This is a genomic window from uncultured Nitrospira sp., assembly GCA_902500695.1.
Taxonomy (GTDB): Bacteria; Nitrospirota; Nitrospiria; order Nitrospirales; family UBA8639; genus Nitrospira_E.
On record CABVRQ010000009.1, the window covers coordinates 62706 to 79737 of the forward strand.

General features: G+C 51.7%; 14 protein-coding genes. All 14 read left to right on the forward strand.

From position 1 onward, the window contains the following. The coding region (fliR, locus tag AAH187_RS03930; RefSeq protein ID WP_342347131.1) for a flagellar biosynthetic protein FliR at window positions 1-786 on the forward strand (786 nt) is incomplete at its 5' end. Next, window positions 779-1855 (forward strand): flagellar biosynthesis protein FlhB, encoded by a 1077-nt coding sequence (gene flhB, locus AAH187_RS03935; protein WP_342347132.1) that lies wholly within the window; start codon window positions 779-781, stop codon window positions 1853-1855. The genes fliR and flhB, both read left to right, overlap by 8 nt. A 150-nt stretch (window positions 1856-2005) precedes the next feature. Beyond that, a complete protein-coding gene (gene flhA / locus AAH187_RS03940) occupies window positions 2006-4111 on the forward strand; it encodes a flagellar biosynthesis protein FlhA (RefSeq protein WP_342347133.1) in 2106 nt (701 codons plus the stop codon). Beyond that, complete coding sequence (flhF, locus tag AAH187_RS03945) at window positions 4092-5423, forward strand: flagellar biosynthesis protein FlhF (protein ID WP_342347134.1); 1332 nt, start codon at window positions 4092-4094, stop codon at window positions 5421-5423. The genes flhA and flhF overlap by 20 nt, the downstream gene beginning before the upstream one ends. Continuing rightward, window positions 5423-6355, forward strand: a complete 933-nt coding sequence (locus tag AAH187_RS03950; protein ID WP_342347135.1) for a MinD/ParA family protein — start codon at window positions 5423-5425, stop codon at window positions 6353-6355. The genes flhF and AAH187_RS03950 overlap by 1 nt, the downstream gene beginning before the upstream one ends. A 3-nt stretch (window positions 6356-6358) precedes the next feature. Continuing rightward, window positions 6359-7153, forward strand: coding sequence for a FliA/WhiG family RNA polymerase sigma factor (locus AAH187_RS03955; protein ID WP_342347136.1), 795 nt, complete (start codon window positions 6359-6361; stop codon window positions 7151-7153). Between the two features lie 295 nt (window positions 7154-7448). Beyond that, window positions 7449-8663, forward strand: a complete 1215-nt coding sequence (locus AAH187_RS03960; protein WP_342347137.1) for a SpoIIE family protein phosphatase — start codon at window positions 7449-7451, stop codon at window positions 8661-8663. Between the two features lie 138 nt (window positions 8664-8801). Beyond that, a complete protein-coding gene (locus AAH187_RS03965) occupies window positions 8802-9773 on the forward strand; it encodes a response regulator (protein ID WP_342347138.1) in 972 nt (323 codons plus the stop codon). Window positions 9774-10055: 282 nt separating this feature from the next. Beyond that, complete coding sequence (locus AAH187_RS03970; protein WP_342347139.1) at window positions 10056-10352, forward strand: STAS domain-containing protein; 297 nt, start codon at window positions 10056-10058, stop codon at window positions 10350-10352. A gap of 58 nt (window positions 10353-10410) precedes the next feature. Beyond that, on the forward strand, window positions 10411-11547 hold the full coding sequence (locus AAH187_RS03975) for a methyl-accepting chemotaxis protein (RefSeq protein ID WP_342347140.1): 1137 nt from the start codon (window positions 10411-10413) through the stop codon (window positions 11545-11547). 155 nt (window positions 11548-11702) lie between these two features. Then, a complete protein-coding gene (locus AAH187_RS03980) occupies window positions 11703-12074 on the forward strand; it encodes a response regulator (protein ID WP_342347141.1) in 372 nt (123 codons plus the stop codon). Window positions 12075-12574: 500 nt separating this feature from the next. Beyond that, the gene (locus AAH187_RS03985) at window positions 12575-14680 is read left to right on the forward strand and encodes a chemotaxis protein CheA (protein ID WP_342347142.1); all 2106 of its coding nucleotides are present in this window, start codon (window positions 12575-12577) and stop codon (window positions 14678-14680) included. Window positions 14681-14815: 135 nt separating this feature from the next. Next, complete coding sequence (locus tag AAH187_RS03990) at window positions 14816-15355, forward strand: chemotaxis protein CheW (RefSeq protein WP_342347143.1); 540 nt, start codon at window positions 14816-14818, stop codon at window positions 15353-15355. 86 nt (window positions 15356-15441) lie between these two features. Further along, window positions 15442-17032: HAMP domain-containing protein (locus tag AAH187_RS03995; protein ID WP_342347144.1), on the forward strand; the 1591-nt coding region annotated here is incomplete at its 3' end.

The window sequence follows — 17032 nt, forward strand, 5'->3', positions numbered from 1 at the left end:
GTGTTTCAATGGGATTTTGCGATTCAGCAAGTGTGGCAATTCGTGGTCGTGCTCGTCCGCACAGCCGTTATTTTGTCGGCCCTGCCGTTGCTGGGAGGGCAATCGGTTCCGAGTCGGATGAAAATCGGTATGGCCGTTATTATCGCCATTCTGTTGATGCCCGTCGTGACGTTTACCCTCCCTTCCAATTGGTTGGAACCTGGCAATCTGGTGATCGCGTTAGGTGCCGAATTACTCGTGGGACTGGTCTTGGGTTTGGCATTGCGTTTACTCATGACTGCGGTGGAATTGGCGGGGAGTGTGATGGGTTTTCAAGTGGGGTTTGCCATGGCCGGAGTGTTGGATCCTGTCACTCAAGTGGAAACTCCGGTGTTTGGTCAATTACTGACCATTCTGGCAACCCTTCTGTACTTTCAAGTCGATGGGCATCATCTGGTGTTGTTGGCGTTGGGCAGTAGTTTTCAGTTGATTCCACCCTTTGGCGCCCATTTGAGCGCCCCTCTGTTGAGCGATGTAACCGGAGTCATGCAACGAACCTACGACACGGGATTAAAACTGGCCTTTCCGGTCATGGCCGCAACATTTCTGGTGCATGCCATCATGGGAATTCTTGGCCGGCTGGTTCCTCAGATGAACGTCATGCTGACCAGTTTTCCCATTACGATTTCGGTCGGTTTGTTGGTGTTAGGCTTGGGTTTGCCCTTCATCGCCTTAGTCTTTCAAAACTGGATTGTCGGGATGGAGACGGTCTTGTGGGACTTAGTACAGGACTTAGGGCATGGCTGAAAATAAAGACGGGGCGGATAAATCAGAGCAACCGAGTTCGAAACGCTTAGCCGAGGCCCGTCGCAAAGGCCAAGTGCCGATGACCAGGGAATTGCCCTCCTTGTTTGTTTTATTGGGTGGGGTTGGGGTGATTTCCCTTTGGGCCCCTCACGTCTTTGTCCAGTTTTTTGATCATTACCGGCAGTGGTTGGCGCAAGCCGGAACCCTCCAGTTAGATGCTCAGTCCACACATGTGTTGTTGTTAGATATCTCCTATCAAGCCTTTGTTCCTCTCATTCCCTTCGGACTCCTGGTTGGTGTGTTTGCGTTTCTCGCCATTGTTCTCCAAACCGGGCCGCTTTGGATTGACGAGGCCTTGCAACCCAAGCCCTCGAAATTGAATCCCTCCAATGGGTTGAAGCGCATCTTTTCCTGGAAAGGGGTGGTCGATCTTTTGAAGTCGTTGGTGAAGCTGGCAGGAGTGAGTGGGATTGCCTATCTGATTCTCTCCCATAACCTGCTTGCGATTATTCAACTGCCCCTCCTGGAATTAACCGAAGCCGTTGGTGGTGTGTGGGGACTTCTGGAGAACATTGTGTGGTCAGTCGGAGGGGCCTTGCTCTTGTTGGCGATGATCGATTTCACCTATCAGCGGTGGCAGCATACCGAAGATCACAAGATGACCAAACAGGAAGTGAAAGACGAGTCGAAGGATGTGGAAGGTGATCCGCAGATTCGGTCCCGCCGCCTCAGCTTGCAACGGGAACGCGCCAGACAGCGCATGTTGCAGGCGGTGCCCAAAGCGGATGTGGTGATTACCAACCCAACCCACGTGGCGGTGGCGCTCAGATATGAAACGGGAAAAATGGACGCTCCGGTGGTGGTGGCGAAGGGCGCAGGGTTTATGGCGGCGAAGATTAAGGAAATCGCCCGTCATGCTGGAGTCCCGATTGTTGAAAACCGCAGTCTGGCTCGAGGGTTGTATAAGGCAGTGAAAATCGGTCAGGAAGTGCCAGGGGCATTGTATCAGGCGGCGGCTGAGGTGTTGGCCTATGTGTATCGCTTGAAGAAAATGCATGAGGGGACGTGAAGCGTGAGGCCTAATGCGTGAGGTGAGAATGGGAAAGCGAAATATCGGCACTCCCCCTCACGCTCATCCCCTACGCCTCAAGAGGTTCAGGAGAGTCTTATGGAAATAGAGTATCAATGAATGCGACAACGGTAACCGATCAAGGCATACATGGCATTTGATTCTCAAAAATTACGAGACGAACTCACTCCCGCGCATTATGGGGATGTGCTCCTGCCGGTCGGGGTGGTGGGGATGCTCCTCCTCATGCTGTTGCCCCTGCCCACGTTCCTTCTGGATCTCTTTTTATCCTTTAGTATTACCCTGTCTGTCTTGATTTTGCTCGTGACCATGCATGCCGGGCGTCCCGCGGAATTTTCCGTGTTCCCGTCGGTGGTGTTGCTCACCACATTATTCCGGCTTGCGTTGAATATTGCTTCGACGCGGGCCATTCTCATGCATGGGAACGAAGGCCCCGCTGCAGCCGGGGAAGTCATTGCCGTGTTCGGGGAGTTTGTGGTCGGGGGAAATTATGCGGTGGGCATTGTCGTTTTCTCCATTCTGGTGATTATCAATTTTGTCGTGATCACCAAAGGTGCCACCCGTATTGCCGAAGTTGCCGCGCGATTTACCCTGGATGCGATGCCCGGCAGGCAAATGAGTATCGATGCGGATCTCAATGCGGGGATGATTGACGAAGGCGAAGCACGGAAGCGTCGGGAGGCCATTTCGCAGGAAGCCGATTTTTACGGATCAATGGACGGTGCCAGTAAGTTTGTTCGCGGCGATGCGATTGCCGCGCTGCTCATTATCTTTATCAACGTCATCGGCGGGTTGGGCATCGGCGTGTTGGAACATGGGATGTCCATTATGGAAGCCGCCAAACGCTTTACTTTGCTAACCGTCGGGGACGCCATCGTGGCTCAAATCCCCGCCCTGATTATGTCGACTGCTGCCGGTATCATTGTCACGCGGGTTTCGACCAAAACCAGCCTTGGACGTGATTTAACCGACCAAATCTTTTTTAATCCCCATCTGGTGGCTGCCGTGGCCGGCATGTTGTTCTTTTTAGGATTTCTTCCCGGGTTGCCGCATGTCGCGTTTTTGTTGTTGGGATCGATGACAGCCGGCCTTGCCTATGTGTTGAGGAATCAGAAGCAGGAAGCCGCTCGCCTCAAAAATCTCCCCAAGAAAAAAGATCCATCGACATCCTCCGGCACGGAATCGGTGGATACCGTCACTCCTCCGGATCTTATGGAGTTGCATGTCGGCTATGGACTTGTGCCGTTTGTCGACCAGGCCCAGGGAGGGGAGTTGTTAGAACGGATCCGGTCTATCCGGCGCCAAACGGCTCTTGATATGGGCTTTGTCGTGCCGGCCGTGCATATCCGGGATAACCTCCAGCTCAAACCGCATGAGTACAGTATTTTGTTGAAGGGGATTCAGGTGGCCAAGGGAGAACTGGTGCCCCGGCATTTATTGGCCATCAATCCCGGTCATGCAAGAAAAGGTCTTCAAGGGAAGCCGGGAAAGGATCCGTGTTTTGGATTGCCAGCGGTCTGGATTGCCCCTTCCGAAAAGGAACGCGCTCAAATGGAGGGCTATACGGTCGTCGATGGGCCGGCCATTATTGCCACCCATCTGACGGAATTTATTAAATCCAATGGGCATGAATTGCTGGGTCGGCAAGAGGTCCAGAATTTGCTGGATAACTTAGCCAAGACCTATCCAAAGGTGGTGGATGACTTGATTCCGACTCAAATAACGTTAGGAGCAGTGGTGAGAATCCTTAAGAATCTCTTACGAGAGCGCGTGTCGATCCGCGATCTGCGGACCATTTTGGAGACTGTTGCGGATTACACCACTCAGAGTAAGGATCCTGACACCCTGACGGAATATGCTCGGCAAAATTTGTCCAGAACCATTTCGTCCCAATATGCCAATGCCGACGGATTGCTGCAGGTGATAAGTCTGGATCCGATGCTGGATCGCCGGTTGATGGAGGCGATGCGTCCCAGTGGTGGAGAACAAGGGGGGTTGCCTCCCAGTTTGTTGAATCAGGTGATTCTGTCGGTCCGTCAGGCCATTGAGCGAGTGGTCAGTCAGGGGTATCAACCCGTGCTGTTATGTTCCCAGTCGATTCGATCCCAACTCTATCGCTTAGTCTCGCCGGGGGTGCATACCCTGGCGGTGCTGTCTCCGAACGAGTTGGACCCTAAAACCCAAATTCAAGCTATTGAAGTCGTGAGGATGCCACATGAAGCTGAAACGGTTTGAAGCCCTCTCATTACAAGAAGCTCTCCAAGCGGTGAAAGCGGAACTGGGGCCTGAGGCGGTCATCGTCTCCTCCCGCCGGGTTCAAAAAGGGGGAGGCCTGTTTGGCCTGCTCAGTCAATCGATCATTGAGGTGACGGCAGCGGTGGATCGTTCATCCCAGGCGGAAGTTGAGCCCGCGCGTGTTGATCGATCTTTTCAGTCCCTCCTAGCCAAACGTTTTGTGCCTGATGCGCCTCCTCTTCCTCCGGTGCAGGCCAAAGCCGATCACAGTTTTTCGGAAGCCCTGCAAGTCGCGAATGCGCTGGATCCGATGACTCAGCATCTTTATGAGATGCGCCAGGAAATTCAACGATTGCGGGAAGAACAACAAGATCCTGAACGGGTGTTAGGGCCCTTACGACAAGAATTAGAAGGCTTGCGGATTGTGGTGGGGCAGGTGTTGGGAAGTCAGATGGACAAACGGGTTGAAGGCTTACCTGGAGACCTGATGGACGTCTATCAGTCGTTGGTGTCTCAGGGAGTGAACCCTCAGACCGCGCATCATCTGGTGCGTGCGGTGGTGGAAACGCTCGGGACAGCCGGTGTGGGGAATCGTGAGGCGATGAAAAGTCTGTTGTGGGAACGAATGGAGGAGGCGGTGGCCGTCTCGGGTCCAGCGATGTCCAAGCATTATGGCCAAAAAGTGATGATGCTGGTGGGGCCGACAGGCGTGGGGAAAACGACGACGATTGCCAAGCTGGCCGGGTTGGCCCGTCAACAGGATGAGCATCGGCGGACGGTGTTGATTACGTTGGATACGTATCGCGTGGCGGCGGTGGAGCAACTTCGAGTCTTTGCAAAAATTTTAAAAATACCTCTGGAGGTAGCGGTCTCTCACAAGGATTTCATGGAATGCATGGGACGACATCAGCATGCGGATTTGCTGTTGATTGATACGGCGGGGAGAAGCCCCAAGGATCAAGCGGGGTATGATGAATTACTTGCGATCACCAGGGGACAAGTCCATGTGGAAACGCATCTGGTCTTAGCCGCTCCCATGGCCGAGTTGGTCCAGATGGACACCATTCGCCGCTATCAATCGGTTCCTATTCATAAGCTCATCATCACGAAACTGGATGAGGTATCGATGGGCGGCGGTCTCTATAACGTGTTGTCACAGACGGGCCTGCCGGTCTCCTATCTTTCTGCCGGACAGCGTGTACCTGAAGATTTAGAGGCGGCCACCCGAACACGCCTTGTCGAATTGGCCTGGGGTCAATCACCGGCTCAGGTTCTTCAGGAACGGGTGCCGTTAACGGGGGTAGCACACTAATGGCCGGGTCATCATCCACACCGCTACTGGTGCCCGGCGTTTCGGCTCAGCGACGACTGGATCAAGCCAGTGGATTACGTGCCGCCATGAACGTCAACCCGCAGGCTCCTTCACGCATTCAGGTGATTGCGGTCAGTTCAGGAAAAGGCGGAGTCGGGAAAAGTAATGTGGTCGCGAATGTGGCGGTGGCTGCGGCCCGTCAGGGACGGAAGGTGTTGATCATGGATGCGGATCTCGCCTTAGGAAACGTCGATATCTTATTGGGGCTGACTCCACAGTATACGATTGAGGACGTGCTCTCAGGGCAACGCCGCTTGGAGGACGTCCTCGTGACCGGGCCGGAAGGCATTCGCCTGTTGCCGGCAACGTCCGGAGGCCAGGCGTTCACTCAGCTGACTCATGAGCAGCAACTCCATTTACAATCGGCCTTTCTTCAGTTGGCGTCTCCACCGGACTTGCTGCTGATTGATTGTGCGGCAGGAATTTCGGCCAATGTGTTGTACTTTAGTTTGGTAGCTCACGAAACCCTTGTAGTCGTATCGCCTGATCCAACCTCTCTCACTGATGCCTATGCCCTGATCAAAATTCTTTCCACCCGCTATCACTTGCGAAGATTCCGCATGCTCGTCAACAAAGTCAAGCATAGCCAGGAAGGCAAAGAGGTATTTCGAAAATTAAGTTTAGTGACGGATCGGTTCTTGAACCTTTCGCTCGATTATCTGGGATGTATTCCCACAGATGACTATCTGACGATGGCCGTGGCTCAACAACGTGCGGTGTGTGATGTCTACCCGCGCGCTCCGGCGAGCCGAGCCTTTACCTCTTTGGTGAAGGTTCTCAATGATTGGAGGGGAGATTGTTCCTGGCAGGGGGGATTTCAACTTTTTGGTCCTGCTGCCTTGGGAGCCACACGAACTGTGACGGAAGGATAACGCATGAAACGTGGCGCGGTAACAACAGTGTCAGAGAGACCGGTTTCGGAAAACACCACACCGTCGATTCCGACGAAACTTTCGCTCTCCCCCCAGGAACGCGAAGCTCTGGTTCAGGAGTTTTTGTCGGTCATTAAATACATGGCTATGCGAATGGCCATGCGAGCCTCGAGTGGGCTCAATGTGGAAGATTTGATGAGCGCCGGAATGGTAGGGCTTCTGGATGCCCTGACGAAGTTCGATCCCTCACGAGAAATTAAATTTCGTACCTATGCGGAGTTTCGTATTCGTGGCGCGATGCTTGACGAAATCCGAGCGATGGACTGGGTGCCGAGGTCTCTTCGGGAGCGTATCGGGAAAATTCAACATGCGGCCAATGAATGGACAAAACGCAAAGGTCGGCCGCCGACGGAAGAAGAGTTGGCGGAATCCCTAGGTATGCAGCCGCAAGAAGTGGATGAGACTCTTTTGCAAGCCAAAGGCGCTGTGGTCTTGAGCCTCGATGATTTGGGGTCCAATGATGAAGATTCCCATCCCATCTTGGATGCGCTGGCGGATCGCGATCAACCCTCGCCGTTGGAGACCCTGGTGTCCGAGGATGCACGCCAGGCGTTGGTTGATGCCATTGAGCGATTGCCTGAACGCCAACGGCTTGTCTTGACCCTCTATTACTTTGAAGAGCTGACGATGAAGGAGATCGGTGTCGTGTTGCACGTCACCGAATCCCGCATTTGTCAGTTACATGCGCAAGCCATGATTCGTCTGAAGGCACTTCTCCATACCCGGCTAGGTCCGTAGTCGTTTTCGGCCTGTGAGGAATGACCTCTATGTGGAAGCCTATAGGCGGTCTTCAACATGGCCATAGTCAAAGTATGCCAACCGGGAGCGTTTCCTGCAGCCGTCTGGTCCCTGCCGCGTCTCATGTCGGGAACCCCGCACCTCCGAACCATCGGATGTCGCACATTGATGGTGAGGGGAAGGGAGGCTTCATGGCTTCACCATGTAGGGACTATCATCAGTCTTGAGTTTGTGCTCATCCCGGCCGAAAGACACAAAAAATCAACATTGTTTAAAGCGTGCAGTGTGAAATGTCATGGAACAGATTACGACGGAAGATAACCACGCGGTGAAAGCGCCTCCCGGCGATCCCGTCTACACCATTCTCATTGTAGACAATGAAGAAATTGTGCGGATGGTCGCCAAGAAGCGTTTGGCCAAACTGCAGTATCGAGTATTGGAGGCCAAAAATGGGGAAGACGCTCTGGCCATGCTGGATCATGAACCAGTGGATCTGATCCTGTCGGATTGGGTGATGTCCGGTCTTGATGGTCCCGGACTGTGTGAAGCGATTAAACAAGATGAACGCTATCGCACAATCCATTTTATTCTAATGACGGCATTGGACCACCCGACACAAATTGCCGAAGGGCTCCGCCGGGGAGCCGATGATTTCTTATCCAAAACCGCTTCCGGTCATGAAATTGTCGCCAGAGTAGGCGCGGGCCTTCGAGTCCGACAGTTGATGCTGGATTTAGAAAAGTCCAATCGATTGTTGTCGCAAAAGCAAGCGGAATTACACTCTGAACTCCGCTCGGCCTCCACCTTTGTGCGAGGTCTACTCCCCCGGCCAGGGGAAGTGGTCCCCGGAATACGGGTTGAGTGGGAATTTTTTCCGTCCTCGCATTTAGGAGGAGATTTCTTTCAGGTTGCCCGATGGGGGGATGATCATCTCGGTCTCATGGTGTTGGATATGTCGGGACATGGGATCGGGCCCGCGTTGCGGGCCGTGGCGTTATCTCTCTTTTTTAAGGGTGAACACATGCAACAAATGTTTCCCTCATACGATCCAGGTCAGATCCTGACGAGTCTGAACCAACGATACCCCATGAGCGATGACGGGGAGTATTTCACAATCTGGGTTGGGGTTTGGCAATGCTCCACGCGCCTTTTTCGGTATGCGACTGCGGGACATCCCGGTTCCATTGTGGTGAAAAGTGACGGGTCTTCCGTTGTGTTGGGCGGGCGATCCTGGCCTATTGGATTTTCGTGTGATGAGGTGTATGGAACCGATTTGATCACGGTAAATCCCGGAGATCGTATGTATCTTTTTAGCGATGGAATTTATGAAGTGATGAATCCTCAGCAAGAGATCTGGGGGAGAAAAAGGCTTCAGGAAGCACTTGAGGAGGTTGCCGGTCAGCCGTTGCAGTCGGGATTGTCCCGTATTATTGAGGAGAGCCGGACATGGAATGCCCACGCCGGATTTGAGGATGACGTGGCGTTACTCGGAGTGGAGTTTAAAGCGTGAGGGAGTAAGACGTAAGGCGTGAGGGAGTAAGGCGTAAAGGGTGAAGCGTAGGGCGCAGGGAGTTTCATTCTTCTGTGTCTCCACTCCCTACACTTTACCCCTGACGGCTCATGATTGGCCGTTGTCGCGATGGCATGTATGAAAAACACCTCTTCCCGTATCTTGTTAGTGGACGACGAAGAGTCAAACCTGGATGTTCTTGTTGAATGTCTTAGGGATGAACCATATGAACTTGTTCAGGCGCATAATGGGGAGGAGGCCTTAGCGCAATTGCAACAGGACCGACAAGGGTTCCATGCCATGGTCTTGGATCGGATGATGCCGGGAATGAGTGGCCTTGACCTGTTGTCGCAGGTGAAAAGCGATGAACACCTCCAATGGCTTCCGGTTGTGATGCAAACCGCAGCGGGTTCTCCGCAGGAAATAGGCGAAGGAATTGAAGCGGGGGTCTTTTTCTATCTCATCAAGCCCTTTGACCAACTGCTGTTATTGCGAATTGTGAGTGCAGCGGTTGAGGAGGGATTGAAATGGAAACGGATATTCAGAAATCTTAGCCAGCAGTCTCAGATTATTGAATTATTGCAGCAAGGCCGTTTTCACATTCGAACCATGGAAGAAGCATATGATCTGGCCTTCTTGTTGGGGCGAGCCTGTCCCAATTCAGAAAAAATCGTGTTCGGGTTGAATGAATTGCTGATGAATGGAGTGGAGCACGGAAATTTGGGAATCGGGTTCGATGAAAAAACGGCTCTCCAAGCAAGTGGAAGGTGGGAGGAAGAAGTTCAACATCGGGTGGGCCTTCCAGAGTATGCCCATAAGGTGGTCGACGTGCTGTTTGAGCGTTGTTTGGATTGCATCCAGGTGACAATAACCGACCAAGGTTCCGGCTTCGACTGGCGGAAGTATGAACAAATCAACCCGGATCGAATTTTGGAAAGTCACGGACGGGGTATTGCGATGGCCAAAGCCTTAAGTTTCTCACGGGTTGAGTATCGAGGGAAAGGCAATCAAGTCGTGTGTGTCATCAAGCCAGACTTGCCGATTGGTGAAGAAGGTATCTCTATGGCATCGGAAATCCCTATGACGGCTCACGAATCGGAACGGGTGTGAGGAGTAAAGAGCGAGAGTAAGGCATGAGGAATAAATGATTTTTCCGCTCGGACATTTCTTTTTCCCATCTTCTTACTCCTTTCCTCACAGCGGGTTGTAGTCACAATGAAAAAAGTTGAGTCCTTCTAAAGTAGGGTCCTTTGGCTTCCGATAGTTCCGGTTGTCTCATGTTTGTTTCTTACCCCGCCAAGGAGTCTCACGCGGGAAGGTAACACATCAGCCCAGGCAAGGAGAGTCGTTTGAATATTCACGTTTTTTTTCCCGGAGAGATGAGAGGGTAACATGGAAGAATGCGAAGTCACGTCAATGATTCCTGAGGAGTCGATTCTCAGGCCATTAGGCGATCTCACTATTTTTGAAGCGGCGCAATTTCATGCTGATTTAGTGGTTTTACATCAACAGGATGGACCTCTCCGTATTGATTTAGGCGAGGTGAACGGTATGGATTCTTCCTGTGTCCAGTTGATGGTGGCGGCGACCCGCTCCGGGCGGGTGACCGTCCAGGGGGCTTCCAGTCGTATTCGCGACAAGTTTGAGCAAATTGGATTTGCCCAGTTTCTCCCGACCCAGGAGTCGTAACGCAAGACGATTGAATGATGCAATTGATATTCATCGAGATCCAAGAATGAGGTGACGTGTGAATGGTGATTGGATGGTTTGGATGGGTGTAGTGGTGGTCGGAACAGGTGTCGGATATGTCTTGGGCGCCAAAAGTAGACAGATGCGTATTCAACTACTTGAAAAGCAACTTCAGGAGGGCATCCAGGCTCAGCGCCGTTGGTTAGAGAACTGGAAGGATTTTTGCCAGTGTCTGGCCCCGGTGTTTCCGGTATTTGTGGGACAGATCAAGGCGGTTATTCAAGAGACGGGACAAGCTGCCGACGGACTGATTCAGCGTTTTCAGGCCATAGCACGGAATGCGAGAGAGCAGGTGGAGGAAACCGAAGCGCTCTTAAATATGGCAGATGGGCATGGCGGAAAGGATGAGTATACAGTCGATCGGATTCTTCACGACACACAAAAGACCATAGAAATGTTCGTCAAACAAGTTACGCAGACGACCACCGTGACGCTCGCAACGGTAAGCGTAATGGAGCAGGCATTAGAAACCACATCTCGAATTTCAGAGGTGGTAGAGGAAGTCGAATTCATTGCCGATCAAACACGATTGTTAGCACTCAATGCGGCAATTGAAGCCGCACGGGCGGGAGAGCATGGACGAGGGTTTGCCGTGGTGGCGGACGAAGTCACGAAATTGGCGAATCGGTCCGCGCAGGCCTCAGAACAAATTCGTACCCTCGCGACGACGGTCAAAGGCACAACCGAGTCGGCGATGTCGGAACTTCAAGTACTGGCGTCATTAGACTTATCGGAAACGGTAGAGGCTCAGAACAAAGTTCTGGAGATGATCAAGATCATGGCCCAAAAAAATGATGTCTTAAAAAAGAGCGTTGGGCACAATTCTGGTCGAACCAAAGAACTTGGAAAGGATATCGGACAGATTGTGATGTCCATGCAATTTCAAGATATCACCCGCCAAAAACTGGAACATGTCTATCAGCCATTGGAGCGAATTCATGCGCCGCTTCAAGCTGTGGTCAACGATACTGAAGGTATAGACATGATGCCCCAAGTGCTCGAAGAAATCCGGAATCTGGAACACACCTATACGATGGAGTCTGAACGCCTCACGATGGAGGCTGCCCGATCGGGACAAGGGACGGTGATGGTCGGAACCGGTTCGGATGGAGGGGACAACATCACATTATTCTGAAGACGCCAGACGTGACGGGTGAGGCGTGAAGATGCGTGTTTTCTTCTTACGACTCACCCCTGACGCCTTACGAAAAAATGGGTAGAGGTCGAACAATCGATGGTGATCGCACAGGGCCAAGATTGAAATTCACAGAACCAAAGTGAGGTAATGCTATGGGCAAGACAGTTTTAGTCGTGGACGATTCCGTCTCGATGCGTCAAATGGTGAGCTTTACGCTGACTGGTGCAGGCTACGAAGTGGTTGAAGCTGGAGATGGAAAAGAAGCCGTGGATAAACTCAATGGAGGGGCAAAGCCCAATTTGGTGATTACGGATCTGAACATGCCGAACATGGATGGCATTGCTCTGATTAAGGCAGTGCGGGGAATGCCCACGCATAAGTTCACCCCGATTCTGATGTTAACCACCGAATCATCTGATGACAAAAAGAAAGAAGGCCAAAGTGCCGGAGCAACCGGGTGGGTCGTGAAGCCGTTTAACCCGGAACAAATGCTTGCCACGATCAAGAAAGTACTGCCGGGGTAGGAAACGTGAAGCGTAAAGCGTCTAGGGGTAAGGCGGGAAAGGTTAGTTATGAAACGTGAGGCGAAAGGTGAAGTGGAATTCGAAAAAGCCACACAAAAAATTGGATCTATGGAATGTAGCCATGCAACTCGTGACTGATGTGTACAGAATATCAAAACTTTTCCTGAGCAAGAGAGATATGCGCTTAGCAATCAAACGTGGAGAGCGGTAGTCAGTATTCCCAGTAATTTCACGGATGGTGCACTGCGGCAGACACTAAAAGAGTTTATTTAGTATTTACACGTTTCTCAGAGGTCGTTAAGCAAGCTGAATACTCAACTGGAAATTGCCAAGCGACTTGGGTGGTTGCAGGGAAAGGATGGGGATGGGCTTGAGAGTGCAATGATTCGAATGGATAAGATGCTGAGCCGGTTCATCCGGCATCAACAATTGTCTCGCCCTTCACGCCTTACGCCTCACGAAAAGACAAATCCTCAGTCCATTCGCAAAGGAGTCGAATAATGGCGGTTGATCTCTCACGGTTTCAAGAGTCGTTTTTTACTGAATCCGCAGAACATGTGGAAACCATCGAGTCCGGTTTATTGGCGTTAGAGCAACGTCCGAAAGACCTGGACTTACTGAATCGAATTTTTCGGGGCGCCCATTCGATTAAAGGCAACGCGGGGATGTTTCATTTTACGGCCATTGCCGAGTTGACTCACAAAATGGAAAACATTCTGGATGACCTCCGGAATGAGAAAATGCCGGTGACCCCTCATGTTATTGATGTGCTGTTGCGGGCGTTGGACGGTTTGAAAAGTCTTCTGGATGCGGCGCAAGGGGGTGAGGCGGCAGATGAAACAGCCATTCATGAATTAGAAGGTGAACTGGAATCCTGTCAGAAGGGAGCGACCATTACTGGACAAAAGGGGTCCTCAACTGAAAACACTTCCCAGGCTCCTCCGCCTCAACCGGCGACGTGGCGAATGGTCCAGATTGATTGGAGCCCGTTACCGGAATTGTTTCAACGAGGAATGGATCCGGCCCAGATTTTCAAGGAACTGCATGAGTTGGGTATGGTGAAAGTATTGCAAGTGCGAACCGATGGTCTTCCTGCCTTAGACACCCTCGATCCAGAACGCTGTTATCTCAGTTGGTCCGTGGAATTGGAAACCGATGCACCAATTGGCCAGGTAGAGGAGGTGTTTGCCTTTGTCCGGGATGGGAGCGAATTAGACATCATCGATCGTGCGCCGAAAAAGCCGGAACCCTATAAGCGGGTGGGTGATATTCTGGTGGAGGAAGGGGTGGTGACTCCGGAGCAAGTAGCCGAAAGCCTGGCCAAGCAAAAGCCTCTTGGCGAAATTCTCGTGGAAGAGAAAAAGGCGTCTCCCCAACAAGTCGATAAGGCCCTTCAGAAGCAGCAGCAATTGAAAAAAAATGAAGTGGCGTCTATTCGGGTCGATACGGAAAAAATCGACAAATTGATCAATCTTGTCGGAGAATTGGTGATTACACAATCGATGATTACGGATCTCAGTGAGAAGTTTTCCATCGATCAGCTTCCTGTTCTCCAGGAACGTATTACTCAATTGGAACGCAATACCCGAGAGATACAAGAACGGGTCATGTCCATTCGGATGATGCCGATCGGCAGTGCGTTCCACCGGTTCCCACGGTTAGTTCGGGATCTCGCAGGGAAAAGTGGCAAGCAGATTCAATTGGTCATGTCCGGCGAGGAAACGGAATTAGATAAAACGCTGATTGAGGCCATTGGCGATCCGCTCACCCATCTGGTTCGCAATTCGGCTGATCATGGCTTGGAACTGCCGGAGGACCGGTCGGCTCAAGGCAAGCCGGCCCGAGGAACGATTCGTCTCCATGCCTATCATGATGGCGGAAATATTTGTATCGCCGTGGAGGATGACGGGCGAGGATTGAACCGGGAAAAAATCATTAAAAAAGCTGTAGAAAAAGGGATCATTGCCGATGGCAGCAATATGTCGGATGAAGCCGTCTATCAACTGATTTTTCGTCCTGGATTTTCCACGGCCGAGAGCATTACCGATGTGTCAGGTCGAGGGGTGGGGATGGATGTGGTGAAGCGAAATATCGAAGGGCTTGGCGGGTCGGTGGACATTCAGAGCACGATGGGCAAGGGTTCTCGCCTCACGTTAAAATTGCCGCTCACGCTGGCCATTATTGATGGGATGACGGTCCGGGTCGGTCAGGATAACTATATCATCCCGCTTATTGCGGTCACTGAATCCATTCGCCCTAAACCCAATGAGTTGCAACGGATCGTGGGTAAAGGCGAGGTGGTCAGTCTTCGCGGAGAGTGGGTGCCAGTGGTCAAACTCTATGAGGCTTTTAGCCTCACGCCTGACTTTACCGATCCTTCACAGGCCTTGTTGGTGATCGTGGAATCCGATGGTCGGCGATTGGCCGTTCTGGTGGATGAACTGACGGGGCAACAACAAGTGGTCATTAAAAGTTTGGAGCAAAATTATCGCAAGGTTGAGGCTATTTCTGGAGCCACAATTCTGGGAGACGGGCAAGTCGCCTTGATCTTGGATGTGCCGGGATTAGCCAAATTGGCACGGGTTGGCCACATTGCGGCGGCATGAGAAACCGTGAGGGGAACAGGACAGAAGGCACTGAAGTCGTGAAGATTGTTATGCGCCTTATGCTTCACGCTTTTCGAGAAAAAGGATACACGTGTTGAGGCATAACCATGACGTACAAAACAAAGGAGCCTAATCATGACCACCGCAACGGCTGAATCGATGGAGCAACGCTCGGTTCGAACGACGTATGCCAGCGACGATCAACAATATCTGACCTTTAATCTGGCGGATGAATATTACGGGGTGGATATTTTGAAAGTGCAGGAGATCAAGGGATACACCACGGTGACCAGAATCCCCAATACCCCGGATTTTCTCAAAGGGGTGCTCAACCTTCGTGGCACAATTGTACCCATTGTGGATCTTCGCATGAAATTCGGCATGGGGGTGACCGAACCTACCTCGTTCACCGTGGTTGTCGTGGTTAATGTCCGGAATCGTGTGATGGGTTTTCTGGTCGATGCCGTTTCCGATGTGTTGGATATGAATGCCAAGGATATTCAGGCTCCTCCGGACATGGGGACCTCGGTGGATGTCACGTTTATCGCCGGCATTGGTAATGCCCAGGATCGCTTAGTGACCCTGTTGGACATTGATCGGGTTCTAACGGAGGAGGAAGTAACCGTCGTGGGGAAGATTCAAGATGTTGAAGGAAAAGCTGAAGTCCATGCCTGAGACGAATCGACATAGGCCATGGATGGCCCAGGACGCCAGAGGCCAATAACAATTTCAATGAAATCAGCGAGGATTTTATGAACAGGATGGTGAACAAAATTTTCAGTTTGGGAATCGCAACCAAGTTGGTGGTGTTGTTCGCCATCTTTGGCATTGTGCCGATGGCTGCGGTGGGGTACTTGGGATCTTCAGCTACCGGGGAAATGGAGACAGCCGCCGGTCTGCGTGTGCAAGCCATGGCGGAGACCATTGGGGATAAAATCGATCGGAATTTATTCGAACGATATGGGGATCCTCAATCCTTTGCTCTCAACAGGATCGTGGGTGAACGCTATCATTGGTACAGCAAGGAGAATAATGCCATTGCGAGTGCGATGAACCAATACGTCGCGACCTCCGGAATTTATTATTTGACGATATTGGTAGACCCGGCTGGAGATGTGATGGCCGTGAACTCAAAGGATGGTAAAGGGAATTCGATCGACACCACGGGAATTTATTCCAAAAAATATTCGGACGCTCCATGGTTTAAGGCGTTGGAAGCCAAAGAATTTTCCACGAGACAACCCTTTACGGCTCCCGGCAATGATGCGGCGACCGGGACCTTCATTGAAGACGTCCATGTCGATGAAGATGTGAAATCAGTCTATTCGGGCGATGATGGATTAACCTTGGGATTTTCTGCTCCGGTGTATGTGGATGGCGATTTGATCGGGTATTGGACCAATCGGGTCAAGTTTTCTCTGGTGGAAGAAATCGTGCAATCCGCCTATCAAGAGCTGAAAGGGGCAGGATGGCCTGGGTCAGAAATTTCTCTTCTCGGTGATAAGGGGCAGGTCATCGTGGATTTTGATCCCTCCAATCAAGCCACAGAGGACATGACCCATGATTTTGAAAAAACGTTATTCAAACTCAATCTCGCAGAAAAAGGAGTAGAAACGGCATCATTCGCCGTTGCCGGAAAAACAGGCTATCAATTGGCCCTTCATGACGGGAAGAACATCTGGCAGATGGGTGGATACACTCATTTGAAAGGCGCCCTGGGCTATCCGGGGATGAATTGGTCCGTCCTGGTCAGAGTTCCTAAAGCCGAAGCTACGGCTGCGGCCATTGCCTTTAATCAAAATTTAACTATTACCGCCATTATTTGTCTGGTTCTGATTCTGGTTGTCGGATTGTGGGTTGGGCGTCGCGGTGCAAATAGCCTGGTGCAAATAAGCGAGTTGGCTCAACGGGCGGCTGACGGAGATTTGAGTCAGCGTGTCACTGTGACGTCCAATGATGAATTGGGAACCATGGGCAAGGCAATGAATGTCATGTTGGATAATTTGGTAAAGGTGGTGTCTGAAGTCCGCCAAGCGGCGGAACATGTCTCTACCGCGTCAGGTGAAATCACCCAAGGCAATGAAGATCTTTCGCAACGCACCTCAGCTCAGGCAGGCGCTTTGGAGGAGACCAGCGCGTCGATGGAAGAGATGACGTCCACCATCAAGCAGAATGCGGATAATGCCAAGCAGGCCAATCAATTAGCTGTGGCCGCCCGGGAAGTGGCGGAAAAGGGTGGCGCGGTCACGGACAAGGCCGTGGTGGCCATGGATGAGATTAATAAGAGCAGCAAGAAGATCGCGGATATTATTAATGTGATCGACGAAATCGCGTTTCAGACGAATCTCTTAG

What these genes read in the sequence shown, in the direction of transcription:
- flhB (WP_342347132.1), top strand. Translation starts at nt 779, where the DNA reads ATGGCTGAAAATAAAGACGGGGCGGATAAATCAGAGCAACCGAGTTCG.
- flhA (WP_342347133.1), top strand. Translation starts at nt 2,006, where the DNA reads ATGGCATTTGATTCTCAAAAATTACGAGACGAACTCACTCCCGCGCAT.
- flhF (WP_342347134.1), top strand. Translation starts at nt 4,092, where the DNA reads ATGAAGCTGAAACGGTTTGAAGCCCTCTCATTACAAGAAGCTCTCCAA.
- AAH187_RS03950 (WP_342347135.1), top strand. Translation starts at nt 5,423, where the DNA reads ATGGCCGGGTCATCATCCACACCGCTACTGGTGCCCGGCGTTTCGGCT.
- AAH187_RS03955 (WP_342347136.1), top strand. Translation starts at nt 6,359, where the DNA reads ATGAAACGTGGCGCGGTAACAACAGTGTCAGAGAGACCGGTTTCGGAA.
- AAH187_RS03960 (WP_342347137.1), top strand. Translation starts at nt 7,449, where the DNA reads ATGGAACAGATTACGACGGAAGATAACCACGCGGTGAAAGCGCCTCCC.
- AAH187_RS03965 (WP_342347138.1), top strand. Translation starts at nt 8,802, where the DNA reads ATGAAAAACACCTCTTCCCGTATCTTGTTAGTGGACGACGAAGAGTCA.
- AAH187_RS03970 (WP_342347139.1), top strand. Translation starts at nt 10,056, where the DNA reads ATGGAAGAATGCGAAGTCACGTCAATGATTCCTGAGGAGTCGATTCTC.
- AAH187_RS03980 (WP_342347141.1), top strand. Translation starts at nt 11,703, where the DNA reads ATGGGCAAGACAGTTTTAGTCGTGGACGATTCCGTCTCGATGCGTCAA.
- AAH187_RS03985 (WP_342347142.1), top strand. Translation starts at nt 12,575, where the DNA reads ATGGCGGTTGATCTCTCACGGTTTCAAGAGTCGTTTTTTACTGAATCC.
- AAH187_RS03990 (WP_342347143.1), top strand. Translation starts at nt 14,816, where the DNA reads ATGACCACCGCAACGGCTGAATCGATGGAGCAACGCTCGGTTCGAACG.